Source organism: Bacillus sp. FJAT-45066 (assembly GCF_002335755.1).
In the GTDB taxonomy this organism is placed as follows: Bacteria; Bacillota; Bacilli; order Bacillales; family Bacillaceae_I; genus Bacillus_CD; species Bacillus_CD alkalisoli.
In genome coordinates, this window is sequence record NZ_NISQ01000001.1 from 488,457 (window position 1) to 507,403 (window position 18,947).

The window sequence follows — 18,947 nt, forward strand, 5'->3', positions numbered from 1 at the left end:
TGATGAGTAAAACTCCCAACGGCCACTCAATAATCCAAGCGTTTGAACAATTCTCTCCGAAAAAATATGCAATGGAGGGAGATAAAATAGGGCTACAAATTGGTAACCTTAATAAACCAGTCCAAAAAGTAATGGTAACATTAGATGTACTTGAGAGTGTTGTAGATGAGGCGATAGAGAAACAGGTAGATTTAATTATTGCGCACCATCCTCCCATTTTTCGTGCGCTTAAAACTGTTACGGAGGATTCTGCTGCAGGGAAAATAGTAACAAAGTGTATTAAACATGACTTAGCTGTTTATGTAGCTCATACGAATCTTGACATAGCTGTTGGTGGTGTAAATGATTTATTAGCTTCGGCTCTACAATTGACAGACACAAAAGTATTAGCACCTACACAAGAAGATAAGTTAAAGAAGTTAATTACTTTTGTTCCTAGTACACATGTTGAGCAAGTGAGAGAGGCGATTAGCCAGGCGGGAGCAGGTCATATAGGCAACTATAGCCATTGTACATACAGCACAATAGGAGAAGGTACATTCTTACCTTTAGATGGCTCTCAACCTTTTATCGGCGCATCAGGGGCTTTAGAAAGGGTGCAAGAACATAAGCTCGAAACAATTATTCCTTCTTCTATAGAAAAAAGAGTTGTAAATGCATTATTGAAATCCCATCCGTATGAAGAAGTGGCTTATGATATCATTCCGTTAGAAAATAAGGGAGAAATTATCGGGCTAGGGCGCATCGGAAAGTTACCAAGTAAAATGTCGTTAAAAGAGTTTGCACAACATACAAAAAACACGCTCGAAGTTGACAATGTAAGAGTTGTTGGCAACCTTGAAACAGTAGTAGAAAAAGTGGCGGTAGTTGGTGGAGACGGTAACAAATACATTTACGATGCAAAATTTGCTGGGGCTGATGTGTATGTGACTGGAGACTTGTACTTCCATACTGCACACGATGCAATGTCACTTGGATTAAATGTTGTGGATCCAGGACACTATGCAGAAAAAATAATGAAGCAAGGTGTTAAAAGAAAAATGGAACAGTTCGCATCTCAATTAAATTGGGAAGTAGAACTAATTGTCTCCGAAACAAATACAGATCCATTTCAATTTTTATAAAAAATCTTATCTCATCAATATGAAAAAGAGCTAGTCATGAAGGTAATCGTGACTAGCTCCTTTTTTACGTTGTTTTTTGTTTTTTAACTTTTGGTAAAATCTTATTTAATGGAACTGTTTTTTCACGCTTCCACGTATCAGGATTAATTGGATCAAACTGTTCAATAAATGCAATAACTTCTTTCGTAATTGGTGTTGGAGTAGAAGCACCAGCAGTAACAGCTACTGTGTTTGCACCTTTTAGCCATTCAATGTCAAGCTCCGAAATATCTGCAATTCGGTAAGCACGTGTTTTGGCGATTTCTTCCGAAACTTGTGCAAGGCGATTGGAGTTATTACTTTTCGGATCTCCAACAACTATCGTTACATCTGCAACACCAGCTTGCTCAGCGACTGCTTCTTGTCTCACTTGTGTTGCTAAACAAATTTCTTTATGTTGTTCAACGTGGGGATATTTTTCTTTTACTTTATCCATAATGTCTAATACGTCCCATTGACTCATCGTCGTTTGGTTCGTAACAATAATTTTGTCACTTTCGATGTTAAGGGCTTCTATATCATCTTGTTTTTCAACAAGATGTACGATATCAGGTGCGACACCAACAGCACCTTCTGGCTCTGGATGCCCTTTTTTTCCGATGTAGATAACCTGGTATCCTTCCGCCTTTTTTTGGCGGATTAAGTCATGAGTTTTTGTAACATCAGGACATGTGGCATCAATGGTTGTTAGTCCTTTTTCTTTTGCACGAGCTTTCACTTCGGGAGATACACCATGTGCTGTAAATATAACTGTACCATGGTCAATTTTGTCTAAAATCTCTAAGCGGTTAGCACCGTCTAATGTAATGATTCCTTCTTCTTCAAAAGCATCTGTAACGTGTTTATTATGAACAATCATTCCAAGAATATAGATTGGACGAGGTAATGATTTATCTAATGCTGCATTTCTAGCAATCACCATTGCGTCTACTACACCATAGCAATAGCCACGAGGAGCAATTTTAATAATTTCCATGCTACATCCTCCTTAAACGTTAGCTAAATTCGTTAATTTACACTAAATGAGTGAGTTTCATAATGTACAATTACTAAACGAACAGTAATTATGAAATTGATTCGAATATATCGAATTAGCAAATAAATAAAGAGAGTGATAAAACACTCCCTATTACTATTATCATTATATAAGAGAAAGGAGGATTTTACAAAGAATTATAAGTAGAGCTTAGGCTTAGATACTTTAATTTCCGATTGAGGCTTTTTCTTTTTTACAGCAATATTCTTTTTTACTTGTTTTTTAGTAAGTGGCACATCTACTTCTTCAGCTTTTGATTCAGTTGTAGTCTCTTCAACTGAATCTGTTGTTGTATCTTTTTCTTCATCATCATCAGCATTTGTATCAACATTTTTTAATTCACTGTAAAGTCTCCACATCGCTGGTAAATTTCGCACTAAAGGTCCATACTGTTGTACCATTGGCATCACTTGTTCTGCCATACCAAGAGCTTTTTGAATATTTGTTAAAAAACCCGTAATGTTAGATGGATTTGCTAATTGCTGTAGAGTAGAAGGTGCTGCCATTTGTCCAACACTACTCATATTTCCGATACTACTTGCACCAGTTCTACCGAACAACTTTGCAAGAAGTCCGCCTCCACTACGAGCCCCTCTAGCAGCTCCGAACATTTGCATTTGTGGTGGAGCACCCCTCATCATCATTTGATTAGGAATATTTCTTGGCATAAACCCACCAGGTCCAAACTGATTAACGGGAGGCATCGGTGGATAAGGTGGTCGACCGGGACCATAAAACATGTTACATCCTCCTTTCACTTATATAAAAAATTTTCATATTATTTTAGTAGTCAATTGTCACGAATTCTCACTTATAAGGTATGCAATTTATAGCGGAATTGTTTATATGTTAATGAGAATGGGCGCTACTGGTCTAGCCAAACTAGTTGAAATCCTTTATAATAAAATATTGGACTTATTGGATAAGCTATAAATAAACATATTTGTATGGAATCATTCTCATTTTTATTTGAAATAGTAAGGCCTTTTCAGATCGAAAGAATAACTGCCATTACATATAAAAAAATTAAACTTACGGAGGTATATTATGACAAATCCATTCGAGCGGTTACAATTAAAACCATTTCTTTTAGAAGCAATTGCAGACTTACGCTTTAAAAAGCCAACAGAAATACAAGAAAGGTTAATTCCATCCATCCTAAAAGGGGAAAGTGTAATCGGCCAATCACAAACTGGAACAGGAAAAACACATGCGTATTTATTGCCTATTCTTAATGAATTAGATTTAGAAAAACAAGAGGTACAAGCTGTCATTACAGCGCCAACACGAGAACTAGCAACTCAGATTTATCAAGAAGTTTTAAAAATCACAAAATTTGCAGAAGGTTCTATCCAAGCCCGTTGTTATATTGGTGGAACGGACAAGCAAAAGACGATCGATAAATTAAAACAACAACCACATATAGTTGTAGGTACACCTGGAAGAATTAAAGACTTAATGAGTGAGAAAGCATTATTTGTTCATACAGCGAAAACGTTAGTAGTGGATGAAGCGGACTTAATGTTAGACATGGGCTTTATTGAAGATGTTGATAAGGTAGCTGCGGCTATGCCTGAGAAATTACAAATCTTAGTTTTCTCTGCTACAATTCCAGAAAAGTTAAAGCCATTCTTAAAAAAATATCTAGAAAATCCTAAATTTACTCACGTTGCACCAAAACAAATTACAGCACAAAATATTAGTCACGTTTTAATACCAGTCAAATCACGTAACAAGTTAACCCTTCTTTATAAAGCGTTAGTTGCCTATAACCCGTATTTAGCGATTGTATTTACAAACACGAAGAAAAAAGCGGATGAAGTGGCAGACAGTTTGATGGAGCAGGGACTAAAGGTTGGTAGAATCCACGGAGACCTAAATCCACGTGAGCGTAAAAAAGTGATGAAACAAATTAATGACCTTGAATTCCAATTTGTTGTTGCGACAGATTTAGCAGCTCGTGGAATTGATATTGAAGGGGTAAGTCATGTTATTAACTATGAACTACCGTCTGATTTAGACTTTTATATACATCGAGTTGGACGTACAGCACGCGCCGGTTCTTCTGGTATTGCTGCAACATTATTTGAACCTTCTGATGAAAATAAAGTCCAAACGGTTCAAAAGCTAGGTATTACTTTCAGCCTAGTGGATTTGAAAAATGGTGAATGGGTAGAGCATGGAGTATTAAACAAACGCCAAGATCGTAAAAAGAAAGTCGATGAAATAGACATCCAAGCAAAACGAGCTGTTAAAAAGACTGAAAAAGTAAAACCAGGCTATAAAAAGAAACACAAAGAAGAAGTAGAAAACTACAAAAAACGCCAACGCCGCTTAAAGCGTAAGTAATAAATAGAATAAGAAAGTTTACTTCTGGTGTCTCATGTAATACTCAAATTATCTTTGGGTTAAGGTTGTTGTCTTTTATAAATCATAGTGACTTGGAGCGGAAGGTACTGGACTCCTCGAAAATGCATACGCATCTTCTTACGGAGGATGCATCGCTCCGCAGCCTTCCTTATCCTGCGGGAAATAGAGGAAAGGTCGAGACCCCGCAGGCGAAGCCGAAGAGGCTCGACTTCCTCCCCGTGGAAAGCCAGTGCCTGTAGCGGAAAGGAACGGACTACGTTTTAGTAGTATTCTAAAAAAGACAAGCCACCTCTTTTGTGTTAACATATTGTAGGACAGAAAAGAAGAGGTGACAGATTTGAAAGACTTAATTATTGGTTCTCATGTATCAATGAGCGGGAAAGACATGATGTTAGCTGCAAGTAAAGAAGCTGCTTCATACGGTGCAAACACTTTCATGATTTACACAGGTGCACCACAAAACACAAGACGCAAAAAAATCGAAGACTTAAATATAGAAGCCGGACAAAAACACATGAAAGAGAACGGCATCTCCAATATTATTGTTCATGCTCCTTATATAATCAACATTGGAAATTCACAGAAACCAGAAACATATGAACTAGGAGTCAACTTCTTACGAGAAGAAATCCGTCGTACAGAAGCGTTAGGTGCAAGACAAATTGTTCTTCATCCAGGGGCTCATGTTGGAGCAGGTTCTGACTTAGGGATTGCTCAAATCATTAAAGGTTTAAACGAAGTATTAGTACCAGAACAACAAGTACAAATTGCACTCGAAACAATGGCCGGAAAAGGTTCTGAATGTGGTATTACATTCGAAGAAATCGCAGCAATTATGGATGGTGTACATTTAAATGAAAAGCTATCTGTATGCTTTGATACTTGCCACGTTCATGATGCTGGCTATAATATTGTCGATGACTTTGATGGTGTTTTAGAACAATTCGACTCTATTATCGGTTTGGACCGTTTAAAAGTTCTTCATATTAACGACAGTAAAAATGAACGAGGTATGAGAAAAGATCGCCATGAAAACATTGGCTTCGGTAAAATCGGTTTTGACGCAATTAATTACATTATTCATCATGAACAACTAATGCACGTACCGAAAATATTAGAAACACCTTATGTTGGAGAAGACAAGAAAAACAAAAAACCTCCATATAAATTCGAAATCGAAATGCTGAAATCTAAAACATTTGACGAAAATATTTTAGATAATATTCTTAATGGTTGAATCAATTTCATAATTACTGTTCGTTTAGTGAAAAACGAATGATAAGTTTATTATAATTATATAACGTTCGATATAAAAAAACGTTAATATATTAAATAATAGGTTTAATATTCGTTTTTCGTTTAGTAATTGCACATTATGAAACTCACTCGGTTAATTGAAAAAAGATTGGGCTGGTGTCGTTAACATTAACACTAGCCTAATCTTTTTTTATTTTGTAAACTCCACAAACAACTGGTTTACTTTTTTCGCCGTATCATGGCCAGTTATTCTCGCAATTTCTTTCATTAACTGAAGACGTTCGGATGTATTAAAAATATTTACCTTTTTCGTCTGTAACAAATTCGAAACTTTTTTCGCTTGATCATTCGTTAACGGAATTTGGTACTGCCCGGCATACTCAATAAGTTCGCTTGAGGTAATACTATTTAGTTTTTTGTTCACGATAGTCTGATAAATATTCATTTCTCAATCCCTCCTACTTCAACTTATGATGGGTCGCCTAGAAATGTGTATATTGAAAAAAATATGACAAGAAGTGGTAAATTATTGTATACTATTTGTTATGAGGGTTAGGAGGGAAATTCCTTGGTTGCGAATATTGAAAAGAGCCATGCTTCTATACTTAATGAGTTACGCGAAGAAATAGTATTTGTTTTACATTTGAACGGCACAATTGAAGAGTTTAATAACTTGGCAAAAGAGATTTTTCAAACGGATTTATATGACAGTGCTTCATTCTACTCATTATTTACTCAAGAGATTAGAAATGATGTTTACACGTTTTTAGATCAAATCATTTCTGGAAAAGGTGATGTGTTAAAAAGAATTTTAATTCATTCAGCACCCCAATCTCACCCCCAACTTCAAAATGAATTCTATTTATATAAAGGCAAACTTTATGAAAATAAAATATACTTGCAAGCCCAAAAGATACCTGTAAGGGATAATCAATTACCAATTCAATTATTAGGTGGTAAAACACAGGAATCTGTTAGGCTCCTCCAGTTTATAACGGTACAATTAGATTTGGCGATTTTTGTCATCTCAGATAATGGAATTATTCAATATTTGAATAAGAAAAGTCTTAATTTGTTAAACCTTCCTCTACAACAGAGTAAATACATAGATGTATCATTACTAGATATTCCTGCAAATGAAATATTAAAAAATAAATTTTTAGCCATACATGAAGAAATAGTAACGGAAAATTCTTTTGTTGAGAGATATTTTTATTTAGACGATCAATTACTACAAGTTCAAGGTCTATATTTTCAAGAGGAAAATAGAACGTTGTTTATCATTCATGATAGAAGTTATCAACAAAAGTTTGAAAACTTGTTAATCTATAAGCAACAAATGGAGTCTGTCTCTCAAATTTCAGCTGGAATGGCTCACGAATTGAGAAATCCTCTGTCTGTTATTAAAGGTTTCATTCAACTCTCTCAAATAACGAATGAATGGGAAAAGTATTATCCAACTGTTTTGGATGAAATCAATCGGATGAACGACATTATTGAAGATTTCTTGTCCGTCTCAAAAAAGAAACTAACAAAACAATCTATGAAGCCTCAAGATTTATTTCAGTCACTTGTTTATATTTTTCAGTCAGAATGTTTACTACATAATGTTCAATTTGACTGTTATATTGAGCCAATAGAAGAAGAGCTACTTGTTAATGAATCTATGATTAAACAAGTTATGCTTAACTTGTTGAGAAACTCCATAGAAGCTCTGGAAGAAATAAAAAAAGACAAAAGAATTGAAATGAAAGTAGTAAGAAGCGGTAATTGTATCCTAGTTTCTGTAAAAGATAACGGACCTGGAATAGACGAGAAAACACTAGAAAAAATTGGTCAGCCATTCTTTACAACAAAGCAAAACGGCAATGGGCTAGGAGTCCCGCTTTGTAAAAAAATTATAGAAGATCATGATGGCGAACTTAAAATTGATACCGAATTAAAAGAAGGAACAACCTTCACCTTCTCCCTACCACTATCCAAAAGCCTAACATAACTGTTTAGGCTTTTATTTTACGGCCATGTTTTTAAAAAAATAATATTTCTTTGAGTGTTTTATTTAAATATATCGTAAAATACTTTGTAAAAAATAGGTTGATGTTCGCTACAGGTGCGAGACTCCAGCATACGCATTTTCTTCGTGCGATGCATTGCGGCGTAGCTTTCCTTGTCCTGCGGGAGAGCGCGACAAGGGAGACCCCACACAGGCGGCAATGCGCCGAGGAGGTTCCCGATTCCATCCGCGTAAAGTGAACTCCTGTAGCGAAGATCAACAATTAGTCCTCAAATCTAATTTTATTTACTTTCTCCTAACACTCCTGTATACTAAAATATTGTTATAAAATCGTAACGATTCTTATCTATAAGGTGTGAGCAAGTTGCAAAATAATGAAGCAGTTTTAAAAATAGAACACGTAACATTTAAATATGAACAACAAAATGTTATAGAAGATATTAACTTAACTATTCCAAAGGGAGCATTTCTAGGTTTGGTAGGTCCAAATGGATCAGGTAAATCCACCCTATTAAAATGTGTATTAGGTTTACTTAGACCGCAAAAAGGAACAATCCAACTATTTGGGAAAGATGTTCGCAAGTTTAAAGAGTGGAATAAGGTAGGGTTTGTGTCTCAAAAAGCAAATAGTTTTAATACCGGTTTCCCTGCTACTGTGTTTGAAGTAGTATCAACAGGGCTAGTTTCGAAAGTCGGCCTGTTTAAATTTTTTAATAAAGAAAATAAAAACAAAGTGCTAGATGCAATAAAATCAGTTGGAATGGAAGATTTTATTCATCAAAACATTGGTGAGCTCTCTGGTGGTCAGCAACAACGTATCTTTATTGCGCGCGCGTTAGTTAGTGAACCAGAATTGCTAATTCTTGATGAACCTACTGTTGGGGTAGATAGTAAAAATGTTCAAAACTTTTATCAAATGTTGGAGCATTTAAATAAGAATTTAAATATTACTTTGATATTGGTGACACATGATGTTGGAACTATTACAGATAAAGTAACACACGTAGCTTGTATTAATAAAAATTTACATTTCCACGGTGTAACAAAAGAGTTTGAAGAACTACGTACGAAAGATTTATCACAATTTTACGGTCATGACCTTCATGTATTAAGTCATGATCATCACCATCACCATCACGATGGAGGCAATGGAGCATGATTTCAGCATTAATGCAATTTGAATTTTTACGCAATGCGTTTTATACAGGTATTTTGATAGGTTTTATAGCTCCATTACTCGGTGTCTTTGTTGTTGTAAGGAGACTGAGCTTAATTGCCGATGCGCTAAGTCACGTGACACTTGCAGGTATTGCGGCTAGTTTATTCGTAGAAAAAAAGTTTGGATTCATGGTGGGAGTTAGTCCTCTATATTTTGGAATGGGGTTCTCGGTCGCTGGTGCGTTGTTTATTGAAAAGCTTAGAAGTATTTATAAACACTATCAAGAGTTAGCTATTCCGATTATTTTATCAAGTGGTATTGGACTTGGAGTTATTTTCATTTCTTTAGCAGACGGTTTTAATACAGATTTATTTAATTATTTATTTGGTAGTGTAAGTGCTGTATCGAGAGCAGATTTTTGGACAATTTTAGTTATTTCAGCCATTATCATCATTACAATTATATTGTTTTATAAAGAATTCTTCGTACTATCATTTGATGAGGAGCATGCTCGTGTTTCTGGAATAAACGCGCGGTTTTTTCACTTTTTATTTATCATAATGGTAGCATTAGTTATTGCTTCTTCCATGAGAATTGTTGGAATATTATTAGTGTCTTCCTTAATGACTTTGCCTGTAGCATCAAGTATCCGGATTGCTAAAGGATTTAAACAAACGATTTTTCTTTCTATATTATTCGGAGAAATTGCGGTAATTGGAGGACTGATTACGTCTTTTTATTTAGACTTAGCACCAGGGGGAACCATTGTCATCATTTCTGTAATTATACTTATTGCAACGATTGTTTGGACTAAGATAAGGAGAGGAAAATAATGAATGTCACACAGGCACTAGATCTAATGAAAGACAAAGGTTATAAATATACGGGAAAAAGGGAAGAGATGCTACAACTTTTTGCTGATTCAGATAAATATTTAACTGCAAAAGATGTGTTAGATTCATTAAAAGATAATTACCCTGGTTTAAGTTTTGATACGATTTATCGAAACTTAGGCCTTTTTGAAGAGCTTGGTATATTAGAAAAGACAGAACTACAAGGAGAAAAGCATTTTCGATTCACTTGTAGCACGAAGCACCATCACCACCATTTTATTTGCATGGATTGTGGAAAAACAAAAGAAATCGAAACTTGCCCAATGAAGGCACTTTCTGACAACTTAAAAGGTTATGATGTTACAGGGCACAAGTTTGAAATTTACGGTAAGTGCCCGGAATGCATATTATAAAAGGAAGAAAGGTGTGATTTTTACACACCGTTTCTTCTTTTTTTTGAACATTTTTAAGGTGTTTACATAAAATGCTATTAATATAATTGGACTTCTACCCGACATAAAGCGACTACCCTTATCGAAGTGTTGTACTAAGAATTGAGAAATAGGGTGTAAACAATGAAGAAACAATATGCTTCGATTAAAAAAGAACAGTTAATGGACATTTTATCAAAAGCAAAGAGAGTTGGGGACACTTCTGAACAAATATCAGCTCAAGAGCTTGTGGATTTTATTCAACATCAGTTGTTATGGGTTATGGATAATAAAAAGTGAATACAAAAAAGCTCGCTTAGGAAGCGGGCTTTTTATTGAACAAAGTAAGTTAAGCAAGCTGCAATAGAGATTGCAAATAGTATTAATATTGCATTTAAAAGTTTGTCTTTTCTGGCTGGTGTTAACCATGATTCTCCATTTGTCACTTAGCCGTCCCCCTATGTAAAGCCTATACGGAGTTATTTCGGTAGCTGGCAAGCATAGTAAAAAATTACATTAGCCCCTTAGCTTTGCGTCTCCATTTTTCAATGGGTTTGCCTTTTCGTATGGCTTTTCTATCATACTAATTTTAGTATAGGGGAAAAGAACTAAAAAATAAATGGATTTTATAGAATTTTTTACAAATTAACTTTTGACACTTAAAAATTCATTTACCCATTTTTCAGCTTCAAACCAGTCGTTCACTCTAATAACATTTTTAGGTACAGGTAAACGATTGTAAGGAGTATCAAATAAAATAACTGGTATATCACATTCTTCACTAATGTCACAAGCATTGTCATGTTTGTCTTCAAAGAATATATCTATTTCATGCTTTTTGGCGGTAGCTACTTTATTATGAGTGCCGATTAATTCAAGATGATCAAAGTCAATCTTTTGATTAGCAAACCAATTGGATGTTACATCGTATAGGTGTTGTCTCCGTGCACTTATAAAATAAAGATCAAATTTATTATTCCATTTGTCCAGTATAGATTTAGCGCCAAAAGCAAGTGGGTTACTTTTATATATTTCTGGCTCCACCTTGTCCATCCATTTCCAAAATTCCTCATCAGAAATACCAATAAGAGGACTTAGTTCATATTGCTTTAGATCTTCTAAAGTAATGTTCATATTAAAGGATTCGTTTATATATGGAACAAAAGAACTTGGACATGTTAAGGTTCCGTCTATATCTATACCTAATCTTTTTCTCATTTTTTTTCCTCCATCTTGGGTTTATGCTTATTTATATTATGTGGGTCCGTTTCATAATGTATTACTACTATACGAAAAACGAATAATTGCAGCATGTTTTTATAAAAATAACTTTAAAAACGAATAAATAACTCCGTATAACGGTAAAGCATTCGTTTTTTCACTAAACGAACCGTAATTATGAAATTGATTATGTAGAATATATAATCAAATTATCATTTTAACATAGTTAGAAAACATTAACACCTATGTTTTTTAGTTTAAAGGCCTATACTATAAATGCTCCTTACCTTACGAAAGCGAGGGATCAGCATGGCAAATGAATTTGAGCGAAATGAACTCAATGAGCCGATTGAAAATAGATTAGCTTACGAAGAGCCGCATGTAGCTAGAGCGAATGCGCATCGTGAGCATTTAGAAGAAACGGCAGCGGAAGTGGCTGCGGTACCTCCTGCAGTATCATTTGAGAGGGAACGTGAAAGAGAAGCCATTTTTGAGGAAGAACGCGAAGATGTAATGGGAATGAGTGGAAGAGGGCTTGGATATTTAGGACTTGCTCTATCTGTTCTTTCGTTATTTATCTTACCAATAATCCTTGGTGCAGCAGGGATTATTATAGGATTCATTGCCCGCAGACGAGGAGCAACTGGATTAGGGGCATGGGCAATTGGACTAGGAGCTGTATCCATTATCGTTGGTATGTTCATATTGCCGTTTTTCTAAAACAGACAAAAACAAAAGCTTGACACTTAGTGTCAAGCTTTTGTTTTTTCTGCTTCTTGTTTTGCGAAATATTCTTCCGCAATTTTGTCTATTTCCTTTTTTAATTCATCAACCATAGTAGCTTCAGGAACTTTCCGTACAATTTCGCCTTTACGGAATAACAATCCTTCTCCACGAGCACCAGCAATTCCAATATCTGCTTCACGAGCTTCTCCTGGGCCGTTAACCGCGCAACCTAAAACCGCTACTTTAATGGGTGCTTTAATCGTTGAAATATATTCTTCTACCTCATTAGCAATAGAAATTAAGTCAATTTCAATTCTTCCGCAAGTAGGACAAGAGATAAGCGTTGCAGCGTTAGAAGCAAGTCCGAATGACTTTAATAACTCACGAGCTACTTTTACTTCTTCAACAGGATCTGCACTTAAAGAAATACGTAATGTGTTTCCGATTCCTTTACTTAGAATAGCCCCTAAACCAGCGGCACTTTTTACTGTACCGGCAAAAAGTGTACCCGATTCGGTGATACCTAAATGTAGAGGATAGTCAAAAGCTCGAGATGCTTTCTCATAAGCTTCAATCGCTAAGTTTACATCGGATGCTTTCATGGAAACAATGATATCGTAAAAATCTAAGTCCTCTAAAATTTTTATATGGTGAAGTGCGCTTTCAACCATTCCATCAGCAGTTGGGTAGCCGTATTTATCTAATATACGTTTTTCAAGGGAGCCAGCGTTTACACCAATTCGAATGGGAATTCCTTTTTCTTTACAAGCTTTTACAACAGCTTCTACCTTTTCACGTCGTCCAATGTTTCCTGGATTAATCCTGATTTTGTCTACGCCGCCTTCAATACATTTTAATGCTAATTTATAGTCAAAATGTATATCGGCAACTAAAGGGATGTTAATTCTTTTTTTGATTTCAGGAATGGCATTTGCAGCTCTTTCATCAGGGCAAGCTACACGAACTACTTGACAGCCTGCTTCTTCTAAACGTTTTATTTCAGCGACGGTTGCTTCCACATCATGTGTTTTCGTCGTTGTCATACTTTGTATAAATAATTCATTGCTTCCACCAATTGTTAAATCGCCGACTTTAACGGGACGGGTTTTCGTACGATGTGTCATTTCATTCACGATTAAATCGCTCCTTTTAACTATCAAAGATGTGGAATATACGATATATCCACCTATTAATTACAGTTCAAAAATATGCTGTACCCAAAATATTGTATCAATCGAGAGTGTGAATTGACAAGTATTAAAATCTTTAGCGATAGATTGGAAATTTGTATTCCCTTCCAATTTGTATCTTTTCAGGAATAACATTGTCATTAAGTAATTGGAAATCTTCTATTAATTTGTTTATAGGTACAGGAATAGGGCCGTTTGTTATCCTTTCGGCTATAGTTAATACCGTATCTCCAGCTTTTATTTCCACAATCATATATAGTGAATCATTCAATTTTTCTTCTGCAGTGTTATCATTCTTTTGTAAGGAAGAAATTGCTTTCTGTGTTTCTTGAGATTGGGCTGTTGTTGGTATTGTACCCTTTGTAATATCTGTATATATACTAAATATAGTAAATCCGATAAGTACAACAATGAATAATCGAAACATTTTAATTTCCTCCCTTTTAAGCATATTTATGTATATGCTTGTCCAAGAGGAATATGACAAACAATAGTCTTTTCTTAACTATTGTTATTAAAACAATCTGCTATGGAATTTTAATTAGTTTCTTTGCGCTACAGGCACTGGCTTTCCGCGGGGAGCGCAAGGGAAGGTTATTTTCACTATCGTGAAACCTACTCCTCGGCGTACCGCCTGTGGGGTCTCACGATTCGCTCTATTTCCCGCAGGAGTCCAGTGCCTTCCGCTCCAATCCACTCTAGATTTTAAATTATTTAAAGAAAAAAACATACAAGAAAGAGCGTTAAAAAAAACCGACAAATAATTGCCGGTTTGGTAGAAGATTATTGTTCAACTGTTTTTTTTACTTTTACTTCTTTAATGATTAAATACAGTACAAAGATAGAAGCAGCAAAGCTGATTATGCCTGTTGCGGGAATGTAGAGACCAAGTAAATCTGTTAAGGTAAATAAAATAGTAGGGATTGTTACTGCATATGCAGCTAGTATCCATGTATGACGATACTTTAAATTAGTTCTGTCTAAACTATTTTTAATTATTAAGCCTACAAGTCCTAAAATAGTTACTTGAATAAATTTTACTGCGCTAAATGCTACATACATAACTATTAAAATTAGAGTTAAAATAATAGGCATTAAAGATCCTAAACCATCCATAAAAGATACGATGTCATCTCTTGTTAGAGTAAAGCCTTGTAAGTCGGCAAAGTTAAAGAAATCTTCTTGGCCTCCCATTACAAATACTAGCTCATATTGTTGGATTGCTATAACATCACCATAGTTATTGATTTCTGAAAGCGTTAGTTCATTATTTGGATCAATTATAATTGTAACGTCATCTTGTTCAATAAAAACAGGTTCATCAGTTTCAGCTGTAAATTCACCATCTTCAATAATAAAATTTGGAACATCGGCATCGACGACTGTTTTTGTAGCATTGAAAATTTGATAAGTACCTGTACCTACAAAAACAAATGCAGGAATGGATGTTAATAGGACAAGAAAGAATACATATAAAATGGATTTTCCGATTCCCTGGAAGCGAAATGTTGCCATATCTTTAGGGGAATACAAACTTTTTATAAACTGTTTAAAAATGTTCACGAAGCTCACCCTTTATGAAAAAATATTTTATGACCATTTTATGTTATCTTATTTTGGGTATCTTAACAATAAATACATCGGATTATTACAACAATGTAAATATTAAGGAGGCTAATGTTAAGATATTGTAAATTTCACATAAAAGTATTTACAATTGATTTAAAAATCGTTAATAATTGTTATTGGCTTTGTAGATGTTTGTCGAATTACATATTTGGATTAAGGGGTTGAATTTTTTGGAATTAGATGTTCAAAGAATTATATTTGAATTTATCGGTGGCCTGGGTATTTTCCTATTCGGAATTAAGTACATGGGTGACGGATTACAAAAGTCTGCAGGTGATAAACTTCGTGATATTTTAGATAAAACGACAACAAACCCTTTTATGGGAGTTTTAGCAGGTATATTTGTAACAATCTTATTGCAGACAAGTACTGGTACTACTGTATTAACGATTGGATTAGTTAACGCAGGTTTTATGACACTACGTCAAGCGATTGGTGTCATTATGGGTGCGAATATTGGTACAACAGTCACAGCATTCATCATTGGTATTAAAATTTCAGATTATGCGTTACCAATCATTGCTGCTGGGGCATTTTTACTATTCTTCTTTAAAAATAAACGTTTACAATATTTAGGCCAAGTTGTATTTGGTTTTGGTGGACTATTCCTAGGACTAAAAATAATGGGTGATGGATTAAAACCATTAACACATGTACAAGCGTTCCATGACTTAACCGTTTCGATGAGTACCAATCCAATACTTGGAGTAGTAATAGGAACTGTGTTTACAGTCATTGTTCAAAGTTCAAGTGCAACTATTGGGGTCCTTCAAGAATTATTCGGACAAGGTGCTTTATCATTACAAGCAGCGTTACCTGTTTTATTCGGTGACAATATTGGAACAACCATTACTGCTGTTCTAGCTTCTATAGGTGCTTCAGTTGCTGCTAGAAGAGCTGCATTAACTCATGTAATCTTTAATGTCGTAGGTGCCACAATTATTATCATCATAATTGTACCTTTTACAATATTAATTGATAACATCCAACAAGCATTACAATTAAATCCACAAATGACAATTGCATTTGCACACGGTATTTTCAACGTGTCCAACGTAATCATTCAATTTCCATTTATTGCATTACTAGCTATATTAGTTACTAAACTAATTCCTGGACAAGATAGTGCAGTGGAATATAAAGCAAATAAATTAGATCCATTATTTATTGAACAATCACCTTCATTAGCATTAGGTCAAGCAAAAGAAGAAGTTGTTCGCATGGGTGAATTATCGGTTGTAGGTCTTGAAGAAACAAAAGCTTACTTAGTAAATGGAACTCCTAAACATGCAGAAGTAGGTTTCCAGCTTGAAGATGCAATTAATAATATGGATCGTAAGATTACCGACTATTTAGTAAAACTATCTTCTGCTTCTTTATCTGCAAATGAATCGGAAGAACATTCGATGTTAATGGATTCAGTACGTGACATTGAACGTATCGGTGACCACTTTGAAAATATCCTAGAGTTAGTTGATTACCAAATCTCTAATAAAGTAAAACTTACTGATCAAGCTGATCAAGATCTAGATGAAATGTTCACATTAACTATTAAAACGGTACAAGAAGCTGTTGAAGCTTTAAAAACTGGTAATAAAGAATTAGCAAGAGATGTAAAATTAAAAGAAGACCAAATTGACAGAATGGAACGTACTCTTCGTAAGAAACATATTATGCGTTTAAATGACGGATTATGTTCTGGTCAATCAGGAATCGTATTTGTTGATATTATTAGTAACTTAGAGCGTGTCGGTGACCATGCAGTTAATATCGCTGAGGCTGTTCTAGGAGAAAGTCACGGTACATTATAATAAATGGGAGACGGGGGAATTTAATTCTCCCGTTTTCTTATATTTTCTATAAAGGAGAAAGTGATGATGGATTTCATTTATTGGCTACTATTATCTATATTAATCGTTCTTTCTTTTGTCGGGTTAATATACCCAATCATTCCAAGCGTTTTATTGTTGGTTGGAGCATTTTTGTTATATGGAGTATTTTTCACTTTCGAACCTTTCTCTTTTTTGTTTTGGGCAATACAGCTTTCTTTTGTTGCTTTGCTTTTTGTAACAGATTATGTAGCGAGTGTTATTGGTGTAAAAAAGTTTGGAGGTAGTAATTATTCTGTTTGGGGTAGTACGCTTGGGTTAATTGTTGGACCATTTGTTATTCCGGTTATTGGAATTATTGCTGGACCTTTTATTGGAGCGTTTATGGCAGAACTAATTTTTTCAAAAAAATCTATAAAAGAGGCGATGAAAATTGGAACAGGTTCTGTAGTAGGTCTCTTCTCGAGTATCGTGGCAAAAAGTATTATTCAAATTTTGATGGTAATTTACTTCTTCATAGTAGTCATTTGATATTGACAGAATAGTTTGTTGCATGTTAATTTATAACAAAACATTATACATGGACCCTTAGCTCAGTTGGTTAGAGCAGACGGCTCATAACCGTCCGGTCGCAGGTTCGAGTCCTGCAGGGTCCATTCAAACTAGAAACCTCTTAAATATTGGTTTCTTTTTTTATCTATTCGTGGATAAAATTGTATTTTTTAATGGATATTATATAAGATAAATAGAAGAACAAGCATTTATAAAAGACGGTCTTAAACAGAGCCACCCAAGTTGATGATAGCACGAGTTGCGAGACTCCTGCGGGAGAAGCGGGAAACGGGAGACCCCGCAAGAGCGTAGCGATGAGGAGGCTCCCGGCCCGCCCGCGGAAAGCGAGTAACTCGTGCTATCATCAACTATTAGTTCCGCAAATTTACTTTCAGGGTAGCCAAATAATAAAAAGAGGTGTTCCATTTTGAAGAAAATTGGTGTATTAACAAGTGGTGGAGATTCACCAGGAATGAATGCCGCAGTTAGGGCGGTTGTCAGAAAAGCAATCTATCATAATATAGAAGTTTACGGTATTTACCAAGGCTATGCTGGATTAATATCTGGGAATATAAAAAAATTAGAGTTAGGATCTGTAGGTGACATCATTCATCGCGGCGGAACCATTTTGTACACTGCAAGATGTGAAGAGTTTAAAACATTAGAAGGTCAAAAGAAAGGAATCCAACAATTAAATAAGTTTGGCATTGAAGGGCTTATTGTAATTGGTGGGGACGGTTCTTATAAAGGTGCGCAAAAGCTAACTGAACATGGATATCCGTGTATAGGTTTACCAGGAACTATTGATAATGATATAGCCGGAACAGATTTTACGATTGGGTTTAATACTGCCTTACATACTGTTATTGATGCAATAGACAAAATACGTGATACAGCTACTAGTCATGAACGTACTTTTATAATTGAAGTTATGGGTCGCCATGCTGGAGATATTGCCTTATGGGCAGGACTAGCTGGTGGTGCGGAATCTATTATCATTCCAGAAGTAGGGTATCAATTGGAAGAAGTAGTTTCTCGTATTCAAAAAGGTTTAGAGCGTGGTAAGAAACATACCATAATTGTATTAGCTGAAGGAGTGTGCAGCGGTACTGATTTTGCACAGCAATTAGAAGCAGCCGCTAATATTGATACGCGGGTATCAGTATTAGGACATATACAGCGTGGCGGTTCACCAACCGCTTTTGATCGTGTCCTTTCGAGTAGATTAGGTGCACGAGCTGTAGAATTATTAGTAGAGGGAAAATCAGGACGAGCTGTTGGAATGGAAAACAACAGATTAGTTGATTATACATTTGATGAAGTTTTTGCAATGCCACATACAATCGATGAAAGTATGTATAGACTTTCAAAAGAGTTATCGATTTAAGATGGAATGAATAAAAACAAGCGAAAAAAGAAAATATAAAATTTGTTTGAGGCAGATTGTTTGAAACTAGAATATATTTTTGGTAATCTTGAGTTAAAGAAACCGGTAGTTAATACTGCCAAGTTTCAGAAATTTCTACATATTAAAATT

General features: G+C 35.1%; 19 protein-coding genes, 1 tRNA gene and 1 riboswitch. Of the genes, 13 read left to right on the top strand and 7 right to left on the bottom strand.

Translation table 11 applies throughout. From position 1 onward, the window contains the following. Nucleotides 1–2 precede the first annotated feature (2 nt). Nucleotides 3–1,124 carry a Nif3-like dinuclear metal center hexameric protein gene (locus CDZ92_RS02415; protein WP_096156881.1) on the top strand — a complete coding sequence of 374 codons (1,122 nt, stop codon included), beginning with the start codon at nt 3–5 and terminating at the stop codon, nt 1,122–1,124. Between the two features lie 64 nt (nt 1,125–1,188). Here CDZ92_RS02415 and CDZ92_RS02420 read toward each other — a convergent pair whose 3' ends face one another. After that, nucleotides 1,189–2,139, bottom strand: a complete 951-nt coding sequence (locus tag CDZ92_RS02420; RefSeq protein WP_096153366.1) for a 4-hydroxy-3-methylbut-2-enyl diphosphate reductase — start codon at nt 2,137–2,139, stop codon at nt 1,189–1,191. A 197-nt stretch (nt 2,140–2,336) separates the two neighbouring features. Then, nucleotides 2,337–2,939 carry a YqfQ family protein gene (locus CDZ92_RS02425; protein ID WP_227521450.1) on the bottom strand — a complete coding sequence of 201 codons (603 nt, stop codon included), beginning with the start codon at nt 2,937–2,939 and terminating at the stop codon, nt 2,337–2,339. 304 nt (nt 2,940–3,243) lie between these two features. Between CDZ92_RS02425 and CDZ92_RS02435 the strand changes: the two genes are divergently transcribed. Both CDZ92_RS02435 and CDZ92_RS02440 read left to right on the top strand, forming a co-directional pair. Further along, nucleotides 3,244–4,548: a DEAD/DEAH box helicase gene (locus tag CDZ92_RS02435; RefSeq protein ID WP_406564917.1), complete on the top strand. Its 1,305-nt coding sequence runs from the start codon at nt 3,244–3,246 to the stop codon at nt 4,546–4,548. Nucleotides 4,549–4,906: 358 nt separating this feature from the next. Beyond that, nucleotides 4,907–5,806, top strand: coding sequence for a deoxyribonuclease IV (locus CDZ92_RS02440; protein WP_096153369.1), 900 nt, complete (start codon nt 4,907–4,909; stop codon nt 5,804–5,806). Between the two features lie 210 nt (nt 5,807–6,016). Here CDZ92_RS02440 and CDZ92_RS02445 read toward each other — a convergent pair whose 3' ends face one another. Continuing rightward, nucleotides 6,017–6,271: a DUF2624 domain-containing protein gene (locus tag CDZ92_RS02445; RefSeq protein ID WP_096153370.1), complete on the bottom strand. Its 255-nt coding sequence runs from the start codon at nt 6,269–6,271 to the stop codon at nt 6,017–6,019. 123 nt (nt 6,272–6,394) lie between these two features. Between CDZ92_RS02445 and CDZ92_RS02450 the strand changes: the two genes are divergently transcribed. From CDZ92_RS02450 to CDZ92_RS19795, 5 genes are all read left to right on the top strand, one after another. Then, nucleotides 6,395–7,822: a two-component system sensor histidine kinase NtrB gene (locus CDZ92_RS02450; protein WP_096153371.1), complete on the top strand. Its 1,428-nt coding sequence runs from the start codon at nt 6,395–6,397 to the stop codon at nt 7,820–7,822. Nucleotides 7,823–8,204: 382 nt separating this feature from the next. Then, the gene (locus CDZ92_RS02455; protein ID WP_096153372.1) at nt 8,205–8,999 is read left to right on the top strand and encodes a metal ABC transporter ATP-binding protein; all 795 of its coding nucleotides are present in this window, start codon (nt 8,205–8,207) and stop codon (nt 8,997–8,999) included. After that, entirely contained in the window at nt 8,996–9,832 is an 837-nt protein-coding gene (locus CDZ92_RS02460) for a metal ABC transporter permease (protein ID WP_096153373.1), read from the top strand. The genes CDZ92_RS02455 and CDZ92_RS02460 overlap by 4 nt, the downstream gene beginning before the upstream one ends. After that, on the top strand, nt 9,832–10,245 hold the full coding sequence (locus tag CDZ92_RS02465) for a Fur family transcriptional regulator (protein WP_096153374.1): 414 nt from the start codon (nt 9,832–9,834) through the stop codon (nt 10,243–10,245). Before CDZ92_RS02460 ends, CDZ92_RS02465 begins: the two co-directional genes overlap by 1 nt. A gap of 162 nt (nt 10,246–10,407) precedes the next feature. After that, on the top strand, nt 10,408–10,563 hold the full coding sequence (locus CDZ92_RS19795; protein ID WP_157842687.1) for a hypothetical protein: 156 nt from the start codon (nt 10,408–10,410) through the stop codon (nt 10,561–10,563). 183 nt (nt 10,564–10,746) lie between these two features. Then, nucleotides 10,747–10,832, bottom strand: a riboswitch (cyclic di-GMP riboswitch). 76 nt (nt 10,833–10,908) lie between these two features. On the opposite strand, the gene CDZ92_RS02470 is transcribed toward CDZ92_RS19795, so the two are convergent. After that, entirely contained in the window at nt 10,909–11,481 is a 573-nt protein-coding gene (locus CDZ92_RS02470) for a hypothetical protein (RefSeq protein WP_096153375.1), read from the bottom strand. Nucleotides 11,482–11,793: 312 nt separating this feature from the next. Between CDZ92_RS02470 and CDZ92_RS02475 the strand changes: the two genes are divergently transcribed. Beyond that, nucleotides 11,794–12,204, top strand: coding sequence for a hypothetical protein (locus CDZ92_RS02475; RefSeq protein WP_096153376.1), 411 nt, complete (start codon nt 11,794–11,796; stop codon nt 12,202–12,204). Nucleotides 12,205–12,236: 32 nt separating this feature from the next. Here the strand turns inward: CDZ92_RS02475 and ispG are convergent, their stop codons facing one another. The 3 genes from ispG to CDZ92_RS02490 all read right to left on the bottom strand — a co-directional run bounded on the left by ispG (nt 12,237) and on the right by CDZ92_RS02490 (nt 14,963). After that, complete coding sequence (gene ispG, locus CDZ92_RS02480; protein WP_176483829.1) at nt 12,237–13,334, bottom strand: flavodoxin-dependent (E)-4-hydroxy-3-methylbut-2-enyl-diphosphate synthase; 1,098 nt, start codon at nt 13,332–13,334, stop codon at nt 12,237–12,239. Between the two features lie 142 nt (nt 13,335–13,476). Beyond that, the gene (locus CDZ92_RS02485) at nt 13,477–13,827 is read right to left on the bottom strand and encodes a hypothetical protein (RefSeq protein ID WP_096153378.1); all 351 of its coding nucleotides are present in this window, start codon (nt 13,825–13,827) and stop codon (nt 13,477–13,479) included. Between the two features lie 356 nt (nt 13,828–14,183). Further along, entirely contained in the window at nt 14,184–14,963 is a 780-nt protein-coding gene (locus CDZ92_RS02490; protein WP_096153379.1) for a DUF1189 domain-containing protein, read from the bottom strand. Nucleotides 14,964–15,199: 236 nt separating this feature from the next. Here CDZ92_RS02490 and CDZ92_RS02495 point away from each other — a divergent pair, with 236 nt between their 5' ends. The 4 genes from CDZ92_RS02495 (at nt 15,200) to pfkA (ending at nt 18,797) form a co-directional block, all read left to right on the top strand. Then, nucleotides 15,200–16,840, top strand: a complete 1,641-nt coding sequence (locus CDZ92_RS02495) for a Na/Pi cotransporter family protein (RefSeq protein WP_176483691.1) — start codon at nt 15,200–15,202, stop codon at nt 16,838–16,840. Nucleotides 16,841–16,906: 66 nt separating this feature from the next. Continuing rightward, on the top strand, nt 16,907–17,389 hold the full coding sequence (locus CDZ92_RS02500) for a DUF456 domain-containing protein (protein ID WP_096153381.1): 483 nt from the start codon (nt 16,907–16,909) through the stop codon (nt 17,387–17,389). Nucleotides 17,390–17,440: 51 nt separating this feature from the next. Further along, a tRNA-Ile gene (locus tag CDZ92_RS02505) sits at nt 17,441–17,514 on the top strand. A gap of 323 nt (nt 17,515–17,837) precedes the next feature. Next, nucleotides 17,838–18,797 (top strand): 6-phosphofructokinase, encoded by a 960-nt coding sequence (pfkA, locus tag CDZ92_RS02510; RefSeq protein ID WP_096153382.1) that lies wholly within the window; start codon nt 17,838–17,840, stop codon nt 18,795–18,797. The last annotated feature ends 150 nt before the right edge of the window (nt 18,798–18,947 follow it).